Source organism: Streptomyces sp. NPDC006691 (assembly GCF_042869955.1).
GTDB lineage: Bacteria > Actinomycetota > Actinomycetes > Streptomycetales > Streptomycetaceae > Streptomyces.
Map to the genome: position 1 here is coordinate 210,618 of NZ_JBIAGW010000002.1, position 16,170 is coordinate 226,787.

Sequence of the window (16,170 nt, forward strand, 5' to 3'; positions counted from 1 at the left end):
GCCCCGATGACCACGTACCGCGACTTCGCCCTAGCCCACCGGGGATCCGCCCGGGCCACCGTGCTGCGCACCGTAGGCACCCGGGAACGCCGCTCGCACCTGACGGCCCCCCGGGTCCCGACCGTCGGCATCGACATCGGCGGTACGAAGGTGATGGCCGGGGTCGTCGACGCGGACGGGAACATCCTGGAGAAGCTCCGCACGGAGACCCCGGACAAGTCCAAGAGCCCCAAGGTCGTCGAGGACACCATCACCGAGCTGGTGCTCGACCTCTCCGACCGGCACGACGTGCACGCCGTGGGCATCGGCGCGGCCGGCTGGGTCGACGCCGACCGCTCCACCATCCTGTTCGCCCCGCACCTCGCCTGGCGCAACGAGCCGCTGCGCGACGCACTCCAGGCCCGCCTCGCGGTCCCGGTGATGGTCGACAACGACGCCAACACCGCCGCCTGGGCCGAGTGGCGCTTCGGCGCCGGCCGCGGCGAGGATCACCTGGTCATGATCACGCTCGGCACCGGCATCGGCGGCGCGATCCTGGAGGACGGGCAGGTCAAGCGGGGCAAGTACGGGGTCGCCGGCGAGTTCGGCCATATGCAGGTCGTGCCCGGCGGACACCGCTGTGCCTGCGGAAACCGGGGCTGCTGGGAGCAGTACAGCTCGGGGAACGCCCTGGTGCGCGAGGCCCGGGAACTCGCGACCGCCGACTCCCCGGTGGCGTACAACATCATCGAGCGGGTCGGCGGGAACATCCCCGAGATCACCGGGCCGCTCATCACCGAGCTGGCCCGCGAGGGCGACGCCATGTGCGTCGAGCTGCTCCAGGACATCGGCCAGTGGCTCGGCGTCGGCATCGCCAACCTGGCCGCCGCTCTCGACCCCTCCTGCTTCGTCATCGGCGGGGGCGTCAGCGCCGCGGACGACCTGTTGATCGGGCCCGCGCGGGACGCCTTCCGGCGCCACCTCACCGGCCGCGGCTACCGGCCCGAGGCGAGGATCGCCAAGGCCCAGCTCGGCCCCGAGGCGGGTATGGTCGGCGCCGCCGACCTCGCCCGTCTGGTGGCCCGCCGCTTCCGCCGGGCCAACCGCCGCCGGGTCGAGCGCTACGAGCGCTACGCCAAGGCGGCAGAAGCCGTCCGAGGGACGGGCACCACCCGCACCACCCAGGGATCCGACTGATGACACCGTCCGACCGCCCCGCGGTGCCGCGCCAGTCCCCGCCGCCGGACGAGCGGCCGCCCGAGAGCCATCAGCACATGGTCCGGCGGCGCTGGATCACCGCGGTGATCATCGTGCTGCTCATCGGCGTACCCGCCGGCTATCTGGCGATCTCCGCCGAGCAGAGCCGCACCAGCGGCCGCGACAAGGAGGCCACGGCCTCGCCGACCGGCCTCCGGCACGACTGGCCCTCCAAGACGCAGCGCCGCATCTACAACGTGCCGATCCCGGCGGACGCCGTCGGTGTCGACTACTTCGAGTCGAACACCTGGAACGTCAGCAAGCTGTTCGTCAACTTCCGCACCAGCGCGGCGGGCCTGGCCGAGTTCATGAAGGAGAGCGGCACCAGCACCGCCGCGCTCAAGCCCGGCGATGTGACGGTCTCCGCGGCGGACGCCAAGCGGGTCGGCTGGCCCTTCGCCCCGGGCCACGACTGGGCGGGCACCACCCACACCCAGAAGGACCCGCTGCCAACCCGGAACATCACGGTCGACGAGACCGATCCGGACCGGCCGGTCGTCTACGTGGTGTCCACGGCGACTCCCTGACGGGCTGACGAACTGACGGGCTGTGCCGGAGTACGCGGCCCGGCCCGGGGCCCGTCGAGCCACCCGCCTCGGACGCCGGCGATGCCGTCGACTCCTTGAGGCCGCGGGCGAGACCCGCAAGTGCCCCTCTGGGCAAGGGAATTGACGTGCCGTCACGTCCCGGCCGCGCCGGTGGGGCGTCGAGCGGCCCTTTCGGGGCCGACGGTCACGCGGCCCCTTCGAGATCCCCGGATTCGGCACCGGCCGCCTGCCCGGCCACGGCCGTGAACGTCAACATGGACATGAACGGCGGCATCGTCGACCGGCTGCGGTCGATGGACGTCGGCGGCACGGCCGTGATCGCCGGCCATGTGGTGTCCAGCGTGGCGCGCAACGTGGTCTCGACCCTGATCGTCTTCGGTGTCGCCCTGCTCATCGGGTTCCGTTCCGGCGCCGGCCTCATGGGATGGCTGGGCGCGGTGGGCGTCCTGCTGATGTTCATGCTGGCCGTCTCCTGGCTCGCCTCCGTCTTCGGACTCCTGGTCCAGTCGGCCGAGGCCGCCGGCGGGTTCTCCTTCATCATGATGTTCGTCCCGTACGTCAGCAGCGCCTTCGTGCCCGTGTCCACCCTTCCGTCCTGGCTGCGCGGGGTGGCCGAACACCAGCCGGTCACCCCGGTCATCGAGTCCCTGCGGGCCCTGCTGAACAACGAGCCGCTCGGCAACAGCGGCTGGCTGGCCCTGGCTTGGTGCGCCGGCATCCTCGTGGTGTCCACCGTGCTCGCCGACGTGCTCTTCCGGAAGCGGGTCGCGTAACACGTGACCTGCCCGGCGCGCTGGAGGCAAGTGCGCCCCCATCGTCCGCCGGTCGTCCGCGCCCCCGCCGCGGACGACCGGTGCTGTCGTCGTTGACCACTGCGACAGCCGTGTCCCTCCGGCCGCTCGCTCGGGATAAGTTGAGGACGGCATGACTGGCGCAGAGGAAAACCTGAAGAAGAGAAAGCAGGGATGATGGACAAGGAGACCGGAGTGGGCCTGCCGGCGAGTATTGAAGTGGCCTGGGGGCTGCGAGAGCCGGTCACCAAAGGGCCCAAACGAGTCCTGAGTCTTGAGCGGATCGTCGGAACGGCCATGAAGATCGCCGAGGAAGCGGGTCTCGGCGCTGTTTCGATGAGCCGTATCGCCGGTGAACTGAAATCCTCGACCATGTCGCTCTACCGGTATGTGTCGGCGAAGGACGAATTGCTTCCCCTCATGGTCGACCAGGCATTCGGCCCTCCGGTCGCACCGGAGAAGGAGTGCGACGGCTGGCGGGCCGGCCTCGAACACTGGAGCTGGTCGTACCTCGCCGTGCTGCGGCGCCATGCCTGGGTCGTCCATGTCCCCATCGGTGGCCCGCCGTCCACGCCCAACCAGGTCGCCTGGGTCGAGCAGGGGCTTTCGTTTCTCGTCGACGCCAAGCTGCGCGAAGCGGAGAAGATGTCGACGATTCTGCTGCTGGCGGGGATCGTGCGCAACGACGCGATGCTGGCCAGTACGTACGAGGCCTTCGCGAAGGCCGGCGCCTCGGGCGACGAGATCATGATGGACTACCGTCGGCTGATCGAGCGGCTGGCCGACAAGGAGCACTTCCCCGCCATCAACCGGGTCATCCAGGCCGGCGTGTTCGACGCCGCCGATGACCAGGACACCGAATTCGCGTTTTCCCTCGGCCGGGTTCTCGATGGTGTCGAGGCACTTGTTCGAGACCGCCCCTAGTCGAATATGGGGGACCTATTGGAAAAGGTCTGATAAGGGTTCGCGGGTCGGTAATAGGGGTGATGGCATGGGCCAAGGGAACCCCTTCGTGTTAAAAATTCGGTGTGGCAGAGGAGAAGACGGCCTGACCTCGCGCGAGGGGCCGATACGGACTCCTTCCGGCGGCGTCATTCACCGCCCCAAGCCAGCGGATTCCATTCCTTGAGCCCGCACCTCCTGTTCATGAGCGTGCCCGTCCCGGCACCTCTTTCCCAACCCGGCCGTCGTCGGAACGACCTCGTCGTCCAAGTGCACGGCCCACTGCCTCGCGTTCGTCCGCCAGGGCGCTGTCGACGCGCTCCAGGCGGAGTGGGTCGAGGGCGTACGTCCAGGTCAGGTCCTTGTGACGGATGAAATGTGTTCGACGATGACGAGCGTGCCTCGACTGCCGGGGCGCACGGCGTGCTCGACTCCCGCCTCGACGAGGTACAGCTCACCCGCGCAGACGTCGACCTCGATGCCAGCGGCCAGCAGGTGCAGTACACCGTCCGTCACCAGCAGTACTTCCGCGGCGTCATGGGATTCTGCTTCCAAGGGGCGCCCGTCCATCCGCAGCACCTTCACTTCGGTGCTCCCGACCTGTCCGAGCACGAGCGAGCTCCACCCGTCCGGCAGTTCCGCGGCCGTGCTTCGTGTGTCCACAACGTTCATGGCATGCCTCCTGGCGGGGCGTCTCGTCGGGAGGAGCCGCCGGAGACACCCGCGATCGTGTTCAAGGGGATGCAGTGACGTTACGACGCGACAGCGCGCTGCTGGTCGACCGTTGGGTAAAGCATGCGAGGAGGTGCCGATCCCGGTCTCCGACGGGGTGCGTGATTTCCTTCAGCAGGCCGCGCCGTTCGGGGTGTTCGAGGTCCGCGTGGGTGAGGTGGACGACGATTTCGTATCCGGTGGGCCCGACGCCGTTGACCGATAAGGACGAGGTCGCGAACGGCACGCACGCGTCCCCAGGGCGCAATTGCCCGCGGTGAAAGGGAGATGCGGTGCAGGGCCCGCCTTGCGTGGGCAACGCGTCGCTCGCCACCTTGCGGTACCGGGCCCCGTACCCTCGGCCTCACCCTGCGCGGCTCCCCGCCCCGGAGCCGCAGGAGTGGGCCTGCCACAATGCCGGGCATGAACGCATCAGGAGCCGAGCCCCACGCGTCAGTTCGCCCGGCGCACGACACTGCGCCGCGGCCGTCGCTGCCCGAGTGGACGCCGCCGGTGTGCGCGATTCTCTTCGGTGTCGCCGTGGCCCTGCAAGCTCCCGGCGACGATCTCGGACCGGGTCTGACCGACCCCTTCACCGGGCTCGCTCTGGCCCTCGGCGCCTGGTGGATCGTGACGGCGGCCCGCGCGCGCAGCGGTATGCGCAGACGCCGCGAGCCCGCATGGTGGGTCACTGCCACAGCCGTGGTCTGCGTCTCGGGCCCTTCGACGTTCTTCCACAGCACGGCCGTTCTGCGCTGGCTCTACTTCGCCATGGGCATCGGGGTCGTCGGGCTCGTCTGGTACCGGCTGCACAAGCCCGGCAAAAGCGTCCACGACTGAACTGTGCTCGCGAGCGCCGTGACTCGGTCGGCCTGGACCTGCACTGGAAGCGTGGCGGCGGGCGGACGGGCGGACGGGCGGACGGGAGCAGGGGCGTGCTGGTCCTGGGGTGCGTGCCCCCCTGCCCCCCGGCGGTGCAGCAGATCTGCCAAGTGACCGGCGCTGACCGGCTCCTGCGGACCTGCGACAGTGCCACCGCCGCGGAAGCCACCTTCAGCGGCTGATCCGACGGCCGGGTCACCCGGTTTTGCGGGTGCTGCCGGGCCGCAGCGTGAAAACGTGGTCCAGGCCCACGATCCGCAGGATGCGGAGTGTGTCGGGAGGGACCGCGGCGAGGGCGATCTCGGCCTGTGCCGCTCGTGCGAGGTTGTGGCCGGCGATCATTGCGGCTATCCCGCTGGAGTCGCAGAACTTGAGTCCGCCCAGGTCCAGGACCAGACACTGGCCCGGCTCCAGAGCGAGGGCGGACAGCGCGTTGCGCAGCTGGGGGGCGGTTTCGTAGTCGAGGTCCCCGTTGATCTCAACGACGGGTCCGGTCACGGCTTCTCGGGTGGTGATCTTCAAGGGATGCATCACATGGTCTTCGTTGCCGGGGTGGGGGCTGGATGGGCGGGAACGGGGCGGGTGGAGGCGGGGGCGCCGAGGGCCAGGAGTGCCGTGTCGTCGTCGAGTCCGTCGCCGAAGCCGTCGAGCAGGCTGGTCAGAGCCTGGATGAGGGCAGGGGCGGGCTGGCCGGCGTGGTCGGTGGCGAAGGCGTGCAGGGCTTCGTCGCCGAAGAGGGCGGTGCGGTCCTGGCCGGTGCGGGCCTCGGTGAGGCCGTCGGTGTAGAGCAGAAGCGTGTCGCCGGGCTCAAGGACGGTGGCCGCCGTGGCGAAAGGGGCCTTGGGCAGTATTCCGACGAGGAGGCCGCCGGGGGTGGGCAGGTAATCGGCCGTGCCGTCGGCGCGCAGGACGAGGGCCGGCGGGTGACCGCCGGACGCCAGGCGTACAGCGATCCGGCCGGTGGCGGGATCCGGTTCCAGAGTGCCGTAGATGGCGGTGCAGTAGCGGGGGTCGCCGCTGGTGTAGCGCTCGTGCAGCACGGTGTTGAGCGTGGTGAGCGCGGCGACGGGATCGGGGTCGTGGAGCGCGGCGGCGCGCAGGGTGTACCGGGTCAGTGAGGTAACCGCGGCCGCTTGGGGGCCCTTGCCGCACACGTCGCCGAGGAAGAACGCGAAGCGCTTCTCGTCGACGGGGAACACGTCGTAGAAGTCGCCGCCGAGTTGGTCGGGCGAGGCGGTGTGGTAGTAAGCGGCTGTCTCCACGCCCGGCACCGTCGGCAGGGCGGCGGGCAGCAGCGACTGCTGGAGTACGGCGAGGGCGTCCTGGAGCCGGGCGCGGTCGGCTTCCGCCTGCTTGCGGGCTTCCTCGGCTGCCTTGCGGCCGCGCAGCAGTTCTTCCTCGTAGGCGCGGCGGTCGCTGGCGTCGAAGACGGTGGTGCGGATGAGGAGGGGTTCACCGGTGCTGCCGTGCTTGACCGTGCTGGAGACCAGGACGGGGATCCGGCTGCCGTCGGCCCGCTTGATCTCCAGGGCGATGCCGCTGATCTCGCCCTGCATCCGCAAGAGGGGGGCGAAGTGCGTCTCGTGGTACAGCTTGCCGCCCACGGTCAGCAGGTCGGTGAACCGCTTCTGGCCCACCACCGCCTCGCGCTCCAGGCCGAGCCAGTCCAGCAGGGTGCTGTTGACCTTCGCGATGGTGCCGTCCATCAGTGTGGACAGGTAGCCGCACGGGGCGTTCTCGTACAGCTCTTCCGTGCTGTCCTCCAACAGCGCGGCGAACGCCGCGTTCGCCGTCGGCCCCTCGCTCTGTCCCTGACTGTCGGGCGGCTCGTCCTGCTGGTCTGTGCGGCACATCACCGCAGACCTGCCAGAAACGCGGTGATGGCTTCGTTGGTCGCCTCGGGGGCGGACAGGTGCGGGCAGTGCCCGGTCGCATCGAGCGTGATCAGGGTCGAGCCGGGAATCGCCTGGTGGACGAAGGCGCCGACCTCACGCGGGGCGATCACGTCCTGCGTGCAGTCCAGGACCAGCGTCGGCACCGTGACCGACTTCAGATCGTCCCGGGAGTCCGAGAGGAACGTGGTGCGGGCGAAGACACGTGCCATGTCCGGATCGGTGGCGCAGAAACTGTTCGTGAGTTCCGCGCCGAGTTCGGGTCGTTCGGGGTTGCCCATGATGACCGGAGCCATCGCCGTGGACCACCCGAGATAGTTCGACTCCAGGGACGCCAGCAGTTCCTCGATGTCCTCGCCGCTGAAGCCGCCCCGGTAGCCCTCGTCGTCGACGTAACGGGGCGAGGGAGCCACCATCACCAGAGACCCGATGCGCTCCGGGGCCATACCCGCGGCCAGGACGCCGATCATCGCGCTGACCGAGTGCCCCACGAACGCCGCATCTCGCAGATCGAGGGCCTCACACACCTCGACCACGTCCTGCGCGTAACCGTCGAGGGAGGCGTAGCGGCGCTCGGAGAACGCGGACAGATCCGAGTGCCCCGAGCCCACGTAGTCGAACAACACCACCCGGTAGTCCTCAACGAGAGCAGGCAGTGTCAGCCGCCACATGTTCTGGTCACAGCCGAAGCCGTGGGCCAGTACCACCACCGGCCCGTGGGGGTTCCCGGTGACCGTGACGTTGTTCCTGCGAGCAATATCCATCCCTTCAGCCTGACAGATTCCCCGCACCCCTCCGCCCCGCCTCTACATCATCCCCACCTCTCGCCGCCCTCTCCACATCACCCACACCTCCCGCGGAAGAGAAGGCCGAAGACCTTCCTGCCCTGCGTGAGGTGCTCAGGTGTTCCGCACCGGGGAGGAGACGCACGCGCCGCTCCCCGGTGTCGGCGAGCAAGGAGCCCGGGTCAGCGCTTCCGCTCGGAGCCCCTGACGGACCGCCCTCGTGCCGCCCGCTGTTTCCTGGTGGCTCGGTCCGGCCGCGTAGGCCAGCGGAGGCGCGATGGCTTGCGCATCAGCCCCTTCGCCCACCCACAGGGCGATGAACAGCGCGGCGGTTGCCTCCAGGAGTCCTGCCCGTTCGAGACCGCCTCCAGCCACGGGTTGGCAGCCCACGTCCTGCACCAACTCGCGCACACGCGCGACGGCCCTCTCGTCGTCCCCGCAGGTGGGCACGGCCAGGGGCCGACCGTCGAAGACGGGCGGCCGCATGCGCCACACGCTCTCGTGGCAGAGGTTGAAAGCCTTGACCACGTGGGCTCCCGGTGCCGCCGCGGCAAGTCGCCGCGCGGCCGAGGGGCCTCCTTGCGTCAGGAGCCGGAAGCCCGGCCCGACCGGATTGGAGCAGTCGAGCAGCACCTTGCCCTCCAAGGCCGTGTGCAGGTCCCGTGCCACGTCCGCTCCCGCGCCGAAGGGCAACGCGGCCAGGACCACCTGACCGAACTCGGCCGCCGCATACGGGCCGGCAGGCTTCACGCCCTCTCCGATGCGCGTCGCGAGCCGCTCCGCCTTGTGCGCGTCCCGTCCCCCGATGATCACCTCGTGGCCGGCCCGCACCCAGTGGGTGGCGAGCGCCTCGGCCATGTTGCCCGTTCCCAGCACGCCGATTCTCATCACGCGTTCCTCTCCGTGCCTGTTTTGACGGTTCGTACCGACGCTAGAAGGCCGTTCGGGCACCATTTGGTAAGTGACGACCGACGCCTTCCTCGCCGACTGCCGTGCCCGCCTCGCCTTCGACCTGCTCTCCAACACCTGGAATGCCGTGGTGCTCTGGGCGCTGCGCGACGGCCCCGGGCGCCCAGTCGAACTGCGGGAGCGGATCGGAGGCATCAGCTCCAAGGTCCTCACCGAGACCCTGCGGCGGCTGCAGTTCAACGGTCTGGTCGACCGGCGGGCACACCCCGGCGCGTCATCAGGGATCGAGTACCACCTCACGGCTCTGGGACGAACCTTGCTGGCGCCCATCGACGCCATCGGCGCGTGGGCCTTCGAGCACGGCGATGAGGTGATGGCCGCCCGGGAAGCAGCATGCGCACCCGACCCGCAGTCCGCTCGTCAGCCCGCTCGTCCCACCGCGAACGCGGCGACCAGCTGCGACGCACCATAGTCAGGCCCGTCCGGATCGGGATCACCCTCCGCGCACGAAGACATGGACCGGCCGCCTACCGCCGCACCCACGGAATCACCTACTTCCACGGCCACCGCTCCATCGGAGACGACCAGCTCTCGCAGACACCCGGGCCCCGCACGCTTCCTGCGCCGGCGCAACCGACATGGCCACCCGCCCGGACGTCCTCGCAGTCCAATGACGCGACCGCCCTCTGTCCCAACGGCGACGACTTGGCCAGTAAGGCGGGTTCTCATCCGGCAATGACTGGGAAAGGATGCTGGCTGCGTTACCGACGGGGTGGTAGTGCGATGGGGCTTGTGTGGCGGGACGGAAGTTCCCGTCCGAAGGGGGAGCCATGACGTATCTGGTGGAGTTGCCGGTAGGCGTGGTGGGCGGGACAGCGGACGTGGTGAAGGTCGAGATCGAGGAGGTGGGGGACGGTCTGGTCCAGGTCGCCGGGCCGGGCCGGGTGGTGGCACGGGCCACGCGGTCTCTGGGCGACATGCTGGCTGGAGTCCGTCCGGTCGCGCAGCATCTCGTGGAGGGCTTCCGTGGGATGGTTGACGCGCCCGACGAGATCGGTGTCGAGTTCGGGGTGTCGCTCTCCGCCGAGGCCGATGTGGTGATCTCCAGCACGGCGGCTCAGGCCAATTTCAAGGTGTCGCTCACCTGGCACCGGACACGGCCCGACGATTCGGATTCCCTCACGCCCGCTCTGCCTCCGGAACCGGCACGGTGATGCCGCTGGCTTCCGGTGCGGCCGGAGGCACGGGTCCGGGGGCTCTCGACGCGGCCGTTCTGCGGATCTTTGACGGGCGGGGCGCCTCGGTGGGCCTGGGCTTCCTGATCACCCCGGAGCGGGCTCTGACGTGCGCGCACGTGATCTCGGCCGCGCTTGGCCTGCCGGATGGCGTCGAGCCGGCCGCCGACGTGCTGATCAATGTCGACCTGCCCCTGCTGCCCCCGCCCGGAGGGGACGGGTCACAGGTCACGGCTCGTGTGGAGCACTGGGTACCACCGCGATCGTCCCCCATCGGGGACGTAGCCGTGCTGCGGCTGAGCGCTCCGCTGCCCGGGGGCCGGCCCATCCGGCTGGTCGAGGCTCAGGACGTGTGGGGACACCCCGTGCGGACCTTCGGGTTCCCCGCCGGGCGTCCGGGAGGCGTCTGGCACTCCGGCGTGCTGCGGGCGCGGCAGGCCAACGGATGGGTTCAGGCCGATCTGGCCACCAACGGCTACCGGATATCCAGGGGGTTCAGCGGCGGCCCGGTGTGGGACGAGCAACTCGTCGGTGTGATCGGCATGGTGGCGGTGGCCGAGGCCGGAGAGCCTCCGGCGGGCTACCTGATCCCCACCGACGGACTGCTGTCCGCCTGGGTGCCGTTGCGCGAACTCGCCCTGCCGCCCTCGCCGTTCCGTGGGCTGTCGCACTTCCAGGAGGCCGATGCACCGGTCTTCCACGGCAGACGGTCCGAGAGCAGCGCCCTCGCCGACTTGGTCGCCCGCGAGCGGTGGACCGCTCTCGTCGGCCCGTCGGGCTCCGGAAAGTCATCGCTGGCGATGGCCGGAGCCGTGCCGCTCCTGCGGGCCTCGGGGGCCTCGGTGCTGGACCTGCGCCCCGATTCCGGCAGCAGCCCCCTGGCCGCGCTCGCCGCCGCTCTGCTGTCGCTCCTGGAGTCCGACCTGTCCGAGACGGACCGGATCTTGCGGATACCCGCCATGACCGGCTGGCTGAAAGAGCCGCAGGGACTGGCTGATGTCGTTCCCTTCCTCCTCAGACGGCACGGAAGTCGCCAACTGGTGCTCATCGTCGACCAGTTCGAGGAACTGCTCCAGCTCGGCCCGGTGGCCGTCGACGAGCTGGCCGGTGTCCTGTTCGACGACAGCCTGCCGGGCACGGTCCGGGTGCTGGTCACGGTGCGAGCCGACTTCCTGGAGACGGCCCTGGCGCATCCGCGCCTCGGCCCCTTTGTCCGCCGGCAGATCTATGCTCTCGGGCCGCTGAGCCAAGAGCAGCTCCGCGAGATCATCACCGCGCCCATCACGTCCGTCCCGGGCGTACGGTACGAACCGCACCTGGCCGACCGCATCCTGGCCGACACCGGCACTGAGCCGGGAGCCCTGCCGCTGCTCGGCCTCACTCTCGATCTGCTGTGGCAGAACCAGGCCGGCGGGCTGCTCACCCACCAGGTATATGAGGAACTCGGCGGTGTCGCCGGTGCGTTGAGCAGACACGCCGATGAGGTCTGGGCGAGAAACGTTCCGGCAAAGGACGAGGCAGCCGCCCGGCGACTGTTCACCCAGCTGATCCGCATACCTGCCGGAACGTCGGCGGCCACGCGCCGCATGGCATCGCGCGCGGATCTGGGCGAGGACGAGTGGCGCATCGCCCAGCAACTGGCCACCACCCGCTTGCTGGTCACCGCACTCAGTGCCGAAAGCACCCAGACCGTGGAACTCGCGCACGAGGCACTGATCACCGGCTGGGACAAGCTGGCGGACTGGGTCGCCCAGGACCGTGCGTTCCTGGTGTGGCGGGAGTCCTTGCGGCACGACAGGGACCGCTGGGAGCGTGGGGCACGCACTGCCGAACTGCTGCCGACCACAACCCTGCTGGCGGGCGGCCGGCAGTGGCTGCCCGACCACGACCGCGACCTGAACACCGCGGAGCACGCCTACCTGGAAGCCGGGCGTACCTACCGCCGCTCCCGGACCCGCAAGCGTCGGGCACTCGTCTGCGGGACCGCCGTCATCGCAGTGCTGGCGCTGGTGTTCGGGACGCTGTTCGTATCCGCGCGGCAGCAGAGCAGGGAACGCGAGAGCCTTGCCACCTCCCGCGCCTTGACGCAGGCGTCGCAGGATGCGGCATCCGTCGACCCCGTGCGCTCGGTCATGCTGGCCCTGGCGGCCTATCAGACCTCGCCCACCCAGGAGGCCCGCAACCAGCTGCTGCGCACGTACGTGGCGAATTCCAACAAGGATCGTGTCCTGTCCGGTCTGCTGGGAACCGTCCAGCGGTTCCAGACGAGCCGTGACGGCAATGTGGTGCTGGCCACCTCGAAGCTGGGCAAGGCGATGCTGTTCGTCCACGCTGTCACCGGGACGGTGCGCAGCGAGCAGGTCCCCGCCACCGGCCAGGTGCTGTACCCGATGGTTTCGGCGGACGGAAAGCGGGCCGGCTACGCCCAGGAGGACGGCAAGGCCGCATGGTTCTCCGTGGATGCCGACGCCGTCCAGCCGGTCGGCCAAGTGCACACACTGCCGGACGCGCCGGGGGCGGCCACCGGCTCGGACAAGAGCGCCATCACCGCGATGTCGCTGGACGGAACGATGATCGTCTCAAGGGTGCAGGACCGCCTGGTGTGGTGGAACCTGGACAGCAACACCGTGGGCGGGTCCGTGCCCGCGCCCACGTACACCGCGTTCGACCTGTCGTTCGGTGCGGACAACCGGGCCCTCCTGGTCCAGGTCGCCGGGCCGGAGCGGCAGCACATCTTCGGCCTGATCGCCATCGACCTCGCCACGGGCGCGACACGGACCGTGGTCTCCCGGGCAGACTCGTTCGGGCTCTCCGGGGACCGTACCTCGGTGGTGGTCTGCCGCAAGGAGTCCGGCCAGACCGCCCTGAGCCGCCTGCGCGTCTCCGACGGCGTCCAGCAGGGCCAGCAGTACCGCGAGCAGGACCGGCGCTACAAGACGGACCTGTGTTCGCTCGGCACCGGCAACGTGGACACCACCGGGCACCGGGTCGCCCTCTGGTACCCCGATGCTCGGCGCGTGGTGGACTTGGACCGGGGAAAGGTGGTCTCCCTTATCCCGGACGACGGGCACGGGGACGGCTCCCGCCTGGTGTCCGGGGCCGGCGGAAGGCTCTTCAACGCGGAGTCGAGTGGCTCACTGATCAGCTACACCGAACTCCCCGCGGGCGACCAGGTACTCGACGTCAGCCAACAGGCCCTCACCGACGACGCCAGCAGGACGGTCAGCGTGCTCGCCGACGGATCCAGCCTCCAACTGAGGCCCTCAGGGGCAGACGGTTACCGGATCCTCGCCGAGGCTCCACGCCCGAAGCCCTACTGGAAGCCCGAACACAACGACCTACTGCGGTTCACCCGCGACGGACGCCTTTTCGCCGACCGCGAAGGCGTGAACGTGGTCTCCGTGCGCGACGCCGCCACTCTGCGGCAGACAGCAGCGATCACCGCCGCCTCCCCGCCACCCACCCGGGGCCAGGCTCCACCGCCGATCCTGGGAGGCGGCAACACCTCCCCGAAATGGGACTTCAGCTACTTCTTCGACCCCAGGGGGAACCTGCTGACCGTTTCGGGAACCCAGGTGGAGCAGTGGGACCCGCACACCGGCAGTCGGCTCGCGCACTTCGACATCAAGACGCTGCTACCGCACAGCGGCCCCCAAGGCCCTCCGGAGATACTTGTCGGCCCCTGCCCGGCCCCGAACGCGGTGTTCGTCATCACCCTGGGCGATCCCGTGATCCGCATCGTTGACATCATCACCGGCCGCACAACGGACACAGTCAAGACCACCGACGACGTCCTCGCCGTGCAATTCGACCCCAGCGGCCGCTACTTCGCACTGATGCGCCGAGGATCGGTGGTGGAGCTGTGGCGGCGCCACCCGCTGCGCAGGGAACTCGGCCCCTTCCGCAGCCTCAGCGAGGACAGTGCGGACCGGTGGACAGCGCGCTTCCTCGACGGCGACGGCCGCTACCTCATCGCCGCCAACAACACCGTACGCACCTACCGCGTGGGGGACCGCTCCTACCAGGACTCCTACGAGTTCGGCCCGCTGCCCACCAGCGATCTGGAACACCCGTACTGGTTCCTGGACAGTTCGAAAGACGGCAAGACATTGATCTACGCCGACCCGAACGGCCTGGGAGGCACCCTCGCCCTGGACCCCGCCGCGTGGCAGCGCGAGCTGTGCCGCACCATCGGTTCCCGCGAGTTCACCGCCGACGAAAGAGCCAGCCTCCCCGTACACGTGCCGGCGAGTCAGGTCTGCCCCAGCCGCTAGGGCGCATCTCCCCGGCTTCGACGCTGACAGCCCCTACTCGGTCGAAGGTGACCTGATCAGTTGGGTGAGGGGCCGTCTTCCACACCTGCCGGCCGGCGCCGCCGCGGAACCGGTCCGGTAGATCCCAGGGGCTGATGGCGGAACCGGTCCGGTAGATCCCAGGGGCTGATGGCGGAACCGGTCCGGTAGATCCCAGGGGCTGATGACGGACGGCCCGGGTCAGTGCTTGCGGGCGGTCACGAGAGCGAAGGAGAGGAATTCGCCGCCGTCCGTGGTGAGCATGTCGATGACAGGCCGGTTCGCCTTCCGGCCGTCCTTCTGGTGCTCGGCGCATGCCCGCGCCCACAACAGCCAGTCCTGCCAGGCGTCTTGTTGCAGCCGCGCGGACGTGACCTCCACCAAGTCGGTGATCGCCCACTGGAAGCGCCACCATTCCGCGGTGTGCCAGGCGATCGCCTCCCAGCCGACCAGTTCCTTGATGTGGGGCGGGATGGCCCCGAGCTCACGAACCTCCCGCGTCATGGCCGGAGTCGCCATGCCCAGTTGTCCGCCGGGGCGGAGGAACCGGGCCAGGTAGGGAAGGTAGTTGTCCGCCGTTCCGAAGTACTCGAACGCGTCGATGCTCACGATCGCGTCGAAGCTCGCTTCCTCGAACGGCAGGGCGTGCGCCTCCGCTCGCACGGCCTCCACCCGGTCACCGACACCCGCTTCGGTGAAGACGGCTGCCGCGTCCTCGGGGGCGATCCACAAGTCGGCCGCGACGACCTGGACGCCGTACTCGCGGGCGAGGAACACCGATGTGGCGCCCTTGCCGGAGCCGAGGTCGAGGATCCGCATGCCCGGGCGCAGATCAAGATCCCGGGCGAGATCCTCCAGCAGCCACAACGGGTTCGGACCCATGTCAAGGCCGATCAACCAGGCGGGGTCATAGCGGGAGGAGCGCGGATAGCGGTCCGGACGTACGAGATCATTCAAGGCAGCCACGAGGTCGAACCCAAGCCGATCGTCGCCCTCGTGGCAACCGCATTTCGTCCACCACCTCCGCGGCCCGTCCCCGTGCACGATGCCAGTACTCGATTCCGCTCCTGGGGCCACGAGTGGGGTCACGAGTGGGGTCACGAGCGGAGCCGGACGAACAGGGCGGCGGCGATGACGGTGCCGAGGCAGACGTGTCCGCGCCGGTCGTGGCGGGTGGCGGCGGCCCGGAAATGAGTTGCCTCCGTTGAGGGGCGGTCACTAATCTCACGCCTGCGCGACAGACGCGTGATCTCGGGACGAGGAGGTTGATGAATATGGTTGCCGTTCGCCGTCATCAGCATGTCCTCGTCCGGCCCGTGCGCTGACAGAACGCGGCCGGTCGTTCCCAACGACCAGGAGAGACACATGTCTTCCTCTGCTTCACCCCTCCCCGCCGACGTGATCACCGAGCGCCTCCTCCTGCGCCCCTGGACCAGGAGCGAGGCAGACGCGGTCCTCGACGGCATCCGGTCCCCGTACTGGGCGGACGACTTTCCCGCCGAAGGCGACCGGGTGATCGCGGGCCTCTTCGAGCAGCACCCCGACTGGCTCGGCCCCTACGGCCACCGTCTGGTCATCGAACGCGACAGCGGCCTCGTGGTGGGCTCCATCGGCCTGTTCTGGCCGCCGAGCGAAGGCGTCCTTGAGATCGGATACGGCATGGTGACCTCCCGACGCGGCCGCGGCTACGCCTCCGAGGCCACCCGGGCACTCGCCGACTTCGCCCTCACCGCGCCAGAAGTCCACGCCGTGAACGCCGACGTGGAACTGTCGAACCCGGCCTCCGTCCGAGTACTGGAGAAGGCCGGCTTCCACCGCTGGGCAACCGGGGAGAGCCTGGCCACGTTCAGGATCGCGATCCCGGAACGCGACCGGCACTGACGGCACGGGGTCCTGGAAGCGATGCGTTCCAGGACCCTCGGAATTCCAGGACCCTCGGAATTCCAG

Annotated in this window: 15 protein-coding genes; 9 read left to right on the forward strand and 6 right to left on the reverse strand. The window is 69.5% G+C overall.

Annotation, left to right across the window (positions count from 1 at the left end):
• Positions 1–6: 6 nt before the first annotated feature.
• The 4 genes from ACFYNP_RS04515 to ACFYNP_RS04530 all read left to right on the forward strand — a co-directional run bounded on the left by ACFYNP_RS04515 (position 7) and on the right by ACFYNP_RS04530 (position 3,499).
• Positions 7–1,176: an ROK family glucokinase gene (locus ACFYNP_RS04515; RefSeq protein ID WP_190027555.1), complete on the forward strand. Its 1,170-nt coding sequence runs from the start codon at positions 7–9 to the stop codon at positions 1,174–1,176.
• Positions 1,176–1,763, forward strand: coding sequence for a hypothetical protein (locus tag ACFYNP_RS04520; protein ID WP_100575107.1), 588 nt, complete (start codon positions 1,176–1,178; stop codon positions 1,761–1,763). Before ACFYNP_RS04515 ends, ACFYNP_RS04520 begins: the two co-directional genes overlap by 1 nt.
• A 263-nt stretch (positions 1,764–2,026) precedes the next feature.
• Positions 2,027–2,557 (forward strand): ABC transporter permease, encoded by a 531-nt coding sequence (locus ACFYNP_RS04525; RefSeq protein WP_388782551.1) that lies wholly within the window; start codon positions 2,027–2,029, stop codon positions 2,555–2,557.
• A 192-nt stretch (positions 2,558–2,749) separates the two neighbouring features.
• A complete protein-coding gene (locus tag ACFYNP_RS04530; protein ID WP_388403726.1) occupies positions 2,750–3,499 on the forward strand; it encodes a TetR/AcrR family transcriptional regulator in 750 nt (249 codons plus the stop codon).
• 372 nt (positions 3,500–3,871) lie between these two features.
• Here the strand turns inward: ACFYNP_RS04530 and ACFYNP_RS04535 are convergent, their stop codons facing one another.
• Positions 3,872–4,189 carry a cupin domain-containing protein gene (locus tag ACFYNP_RS04535; protein WP_388782554.1) on the reverse strand — a complete coding sequence of 106 codons (318 nt, stop codon included), beginning with the start codon at positions 4,187–4,189 and terminating at the stop codon, positions 3,872–3,874.
• A gap of 462 nt (positions 4,190–4,651) precedes the next feature.
• Here ACFYNP_RS04535 and ACFYNP_RS04540 point away from each other — a divergent pair, with 462 nt between their 5' ends.
• Complete coding sequence (locus ACFYNP_RS04540; protein ID WP_388782556.1) at positions 4,652–5,068, forward strand: hypothetical protein; 417 nt, start codon at positions 4,652–4,654, stop codon at positions 5,066–5,068.
• A gap of 237 nt (positions 5,069–5,305) precedes the next feature.
• On the opposite strand, the gene ACFYNP_RS04545 is transcribed toward ACFYNP_RS04540, so the two are convergent.
• From ACFYNP_RS04545 to ACFYNP_RS04560, 4 genes are all read right to left on the reverse strand, one after another.
• Positions 5,306–5,641: an STAS domain-containing protein gene (locus ACFYNP_RS04545; protein WP_388782559.1), complete on the reverse strand. Its 336-nt coding sequence runs from the start codon at positions 5,639–5,641 to the stop codon at positions 5,306–5,308.
• A complete protein-coding gene (locus ACFYNP_RS04550) occupies positions 5,641–6,963 on the reverse strand; it encodes a PP2C family protein-serine/threonine phosphatase (RefSeq protein ID WP_388782562.1) in 1,323 nt (440 codons plus the stop codon). The genes ACFYNP_RS04545 and ACFYNP_RS04550 overlap by 1 nt, the downstream gene beginning before the upstream one ends.
• The gene (locus ACFYNP_RS04555) at positions 6,963–7,766 is read right to left on the reverse strand and encodes an alpha/beta fold hydrolase (RefSeq protein WP_388403738.1); all 804 of its coding nucleotides are present in this window, start codon (positions 7,764–7,766) and stop codon (positions 6,963–6,965) included. The genes ACFYNP_RS04550 and ACFYNP_RS04555 overlap by 1 nt, the downstream gene beginning before the upstream one ends.
• 135 nt (positions 7,767–7,901) lie before the next feature.
• Positions 7,902–8,675: an NADPH-dependent F420 reductase gene (locus tag ACFYNP_RS04560; protein ID WP_388782565.1), complete on the reverse strand. Its 774-nt coding sequence runs from the start codon at positions 8,673–8,675 to the stop codon at positions 7,902–7,904.
• A 73-nt stretch (positions 8,676–8,748) separates the two neighbouring features.
• On the opposite strand from ACFYNP_RS04560, the gene ACFYNP_RS04565 reads away from it, so the two are divergent.
• From ACFYNP_RS04565 to ACFYNP_RS04575, 3 genes are all read left to right on the forward strand, one after another.
• Positions 8,749–9,168: a winged helix-turn-helix transcriptional regulator gene (locus tag ACFYNP_RS04565; RefSeq protein WP_388782568.1), complete on the forward strand. Its 420-nt coding sequence runs from the start codon at positions 8,749–8,751 to the stop codon at positions 9,166–9,168.
• A 358-nt stretch (positions 9,169–9,526) separates the two neighbouring features.
• Positions 9,527–9,910, forward strand: coding sequence for a CU044_2847 family protein (locus tag ACFYNP_RS04570; RefSeq protein ID WP_388403740.1), 384 nt, complete (start codon positions 9,527–9,529; stop codon positions 9,908–9,910).
• Entirely contained in the window at positions 9,910–14,205 is a 4,296-nt protein-coding gene (locus tag ACFYNP_RS04575) for a trypsin-like peptidase domain-containing protein (protein ID WP_388782571.1), read from the forward strand. Before ACFYNP_RS04570 ends, ACFYNP_RS04575 begins: the two co-directional genes overlap by 1 nt.
• Before the next feature lie 219 nt (positions 14,206–14,424).
• On the opposite strand, the gene ACFYNP_RS04580 is transcribed toward ACFYNP_RS04575, so the two are convergent.
• A complete protein-coding gene (locus tag ACFYNP_RS04580) occupies positions 14,425–15,189 on the reverse strand; it encodes an SAM-dependent methyltransferase (protein WP_388782574.1) in 765 nt (254 codons plus the stop codon).
• A gap of 399 nt (positions 15,190–15,588) precedes the next feature.
• On the opposite strand from ACFYNP_RS04580, the gene ACFYNP_RS04585 reads away from it, so the two are divergent.
• Entirely contained in the window at positions 15,589–16,104 is a 516-nt protein-coding gene (locus ACFYNP_RS04585; protein ID WP_388782576.1) for a GNAT family N-acetyltransferase, read from the forward strand.
• Positions 16,105–16,170: the final 66 nt, after the last annotated feature.

Excerpts from the sequence above, each read along its gene's own strand:
- ACFYNP_RS04515 (WP_190027555.1), top strand. The coding sequence starts at position 7 with ATGACCACGTACCGCGACTTCGCCCTAGCCCACCGGGGATCCGCCCGG.
- ACFYNP_RS04520 (WP_100575107.1), top strand. The coding sequence starts at position 1,176 with ATGACACCGTCCGACCGCCCCGCGGTGCCGCGCCAGTCCCCGCCGCCG.
- ACFYNP_RS04530 (WP_388403726.1), top strand. The coding sequence starts at position 2,750 with ATGATGGACAAGGAGACCGGAGTGGGCCTGCCGGCGAGTATTGAAGTG.
- ACFYNP_RS04535 (WP_388782554.1), bottom strand. The coding sequence starts at position 4,189 with ATGAACGTTGTGGACACACGAAGCACGGCCGCGGAACTGCCGGACGGG.
- ACFYNP_RS04540 (WP_388782556.1), top strand. The coding sequence starts at position 4,652 with ATGAACGCATCAGGAGCCGAGCCCCACGCGTCAGTTCGCCCGGCGCAC.
- ACFYNP_RS04545 (WP_388782559.1), bottom strand. The coding sequence starts at position 5,641 with ATGCATCCCTTGAAGATCACCACCCGAGAAGCCGTGACCGGACCCGTC.
- ACFYNP_RS04550 (WP_388782562.1), bottom strand. The coding sequence starts at position 6,963 with ATGTGCCGCACAGACCAGCAGGACGAGCCGCCCGACAGTCAGGGACAG.
- ACFYNP_RS04555 (WP_388403738.1), bottom strand. The coding sequence starts at position 7,766 with ATGGATATTGCTCGCAGGAACAACGTCACGGTCACCGGGAACCCCCAC.
- ACFYNP_RS04560 (WP_388782565.1), bottom strand. The coding sequence starts at position 8,675 with ATGAGAATCGGCGTGCTGGGAACGGGCAACATGGCCGAGGCGCTCGCC.
- ACFYNP_RS04570 (WP_388403740.1), top strand. The coding sequence starts at position 9,527 with ATGACGTATCTGGTGGAGTTGCCGGTAGGCGTGGTGGGCGGGACAGCG.
- ACFYNP_RS04575 (WP_388782571.1), top strand. The coding sequence starts at position 9,910 with ATGCCGCTGGCTTCCGGTGCGGCCGGAGGCACGGGTCCGGGGGCTCTC.
- ACFYNP_RS04585 (WP_388782576.1), top strand. The coding sequence starts at position 15,589 with ATGTCTTCCTCTGCTTCACCCCTCCCCGCCGACGTGATCACCGAGCGC.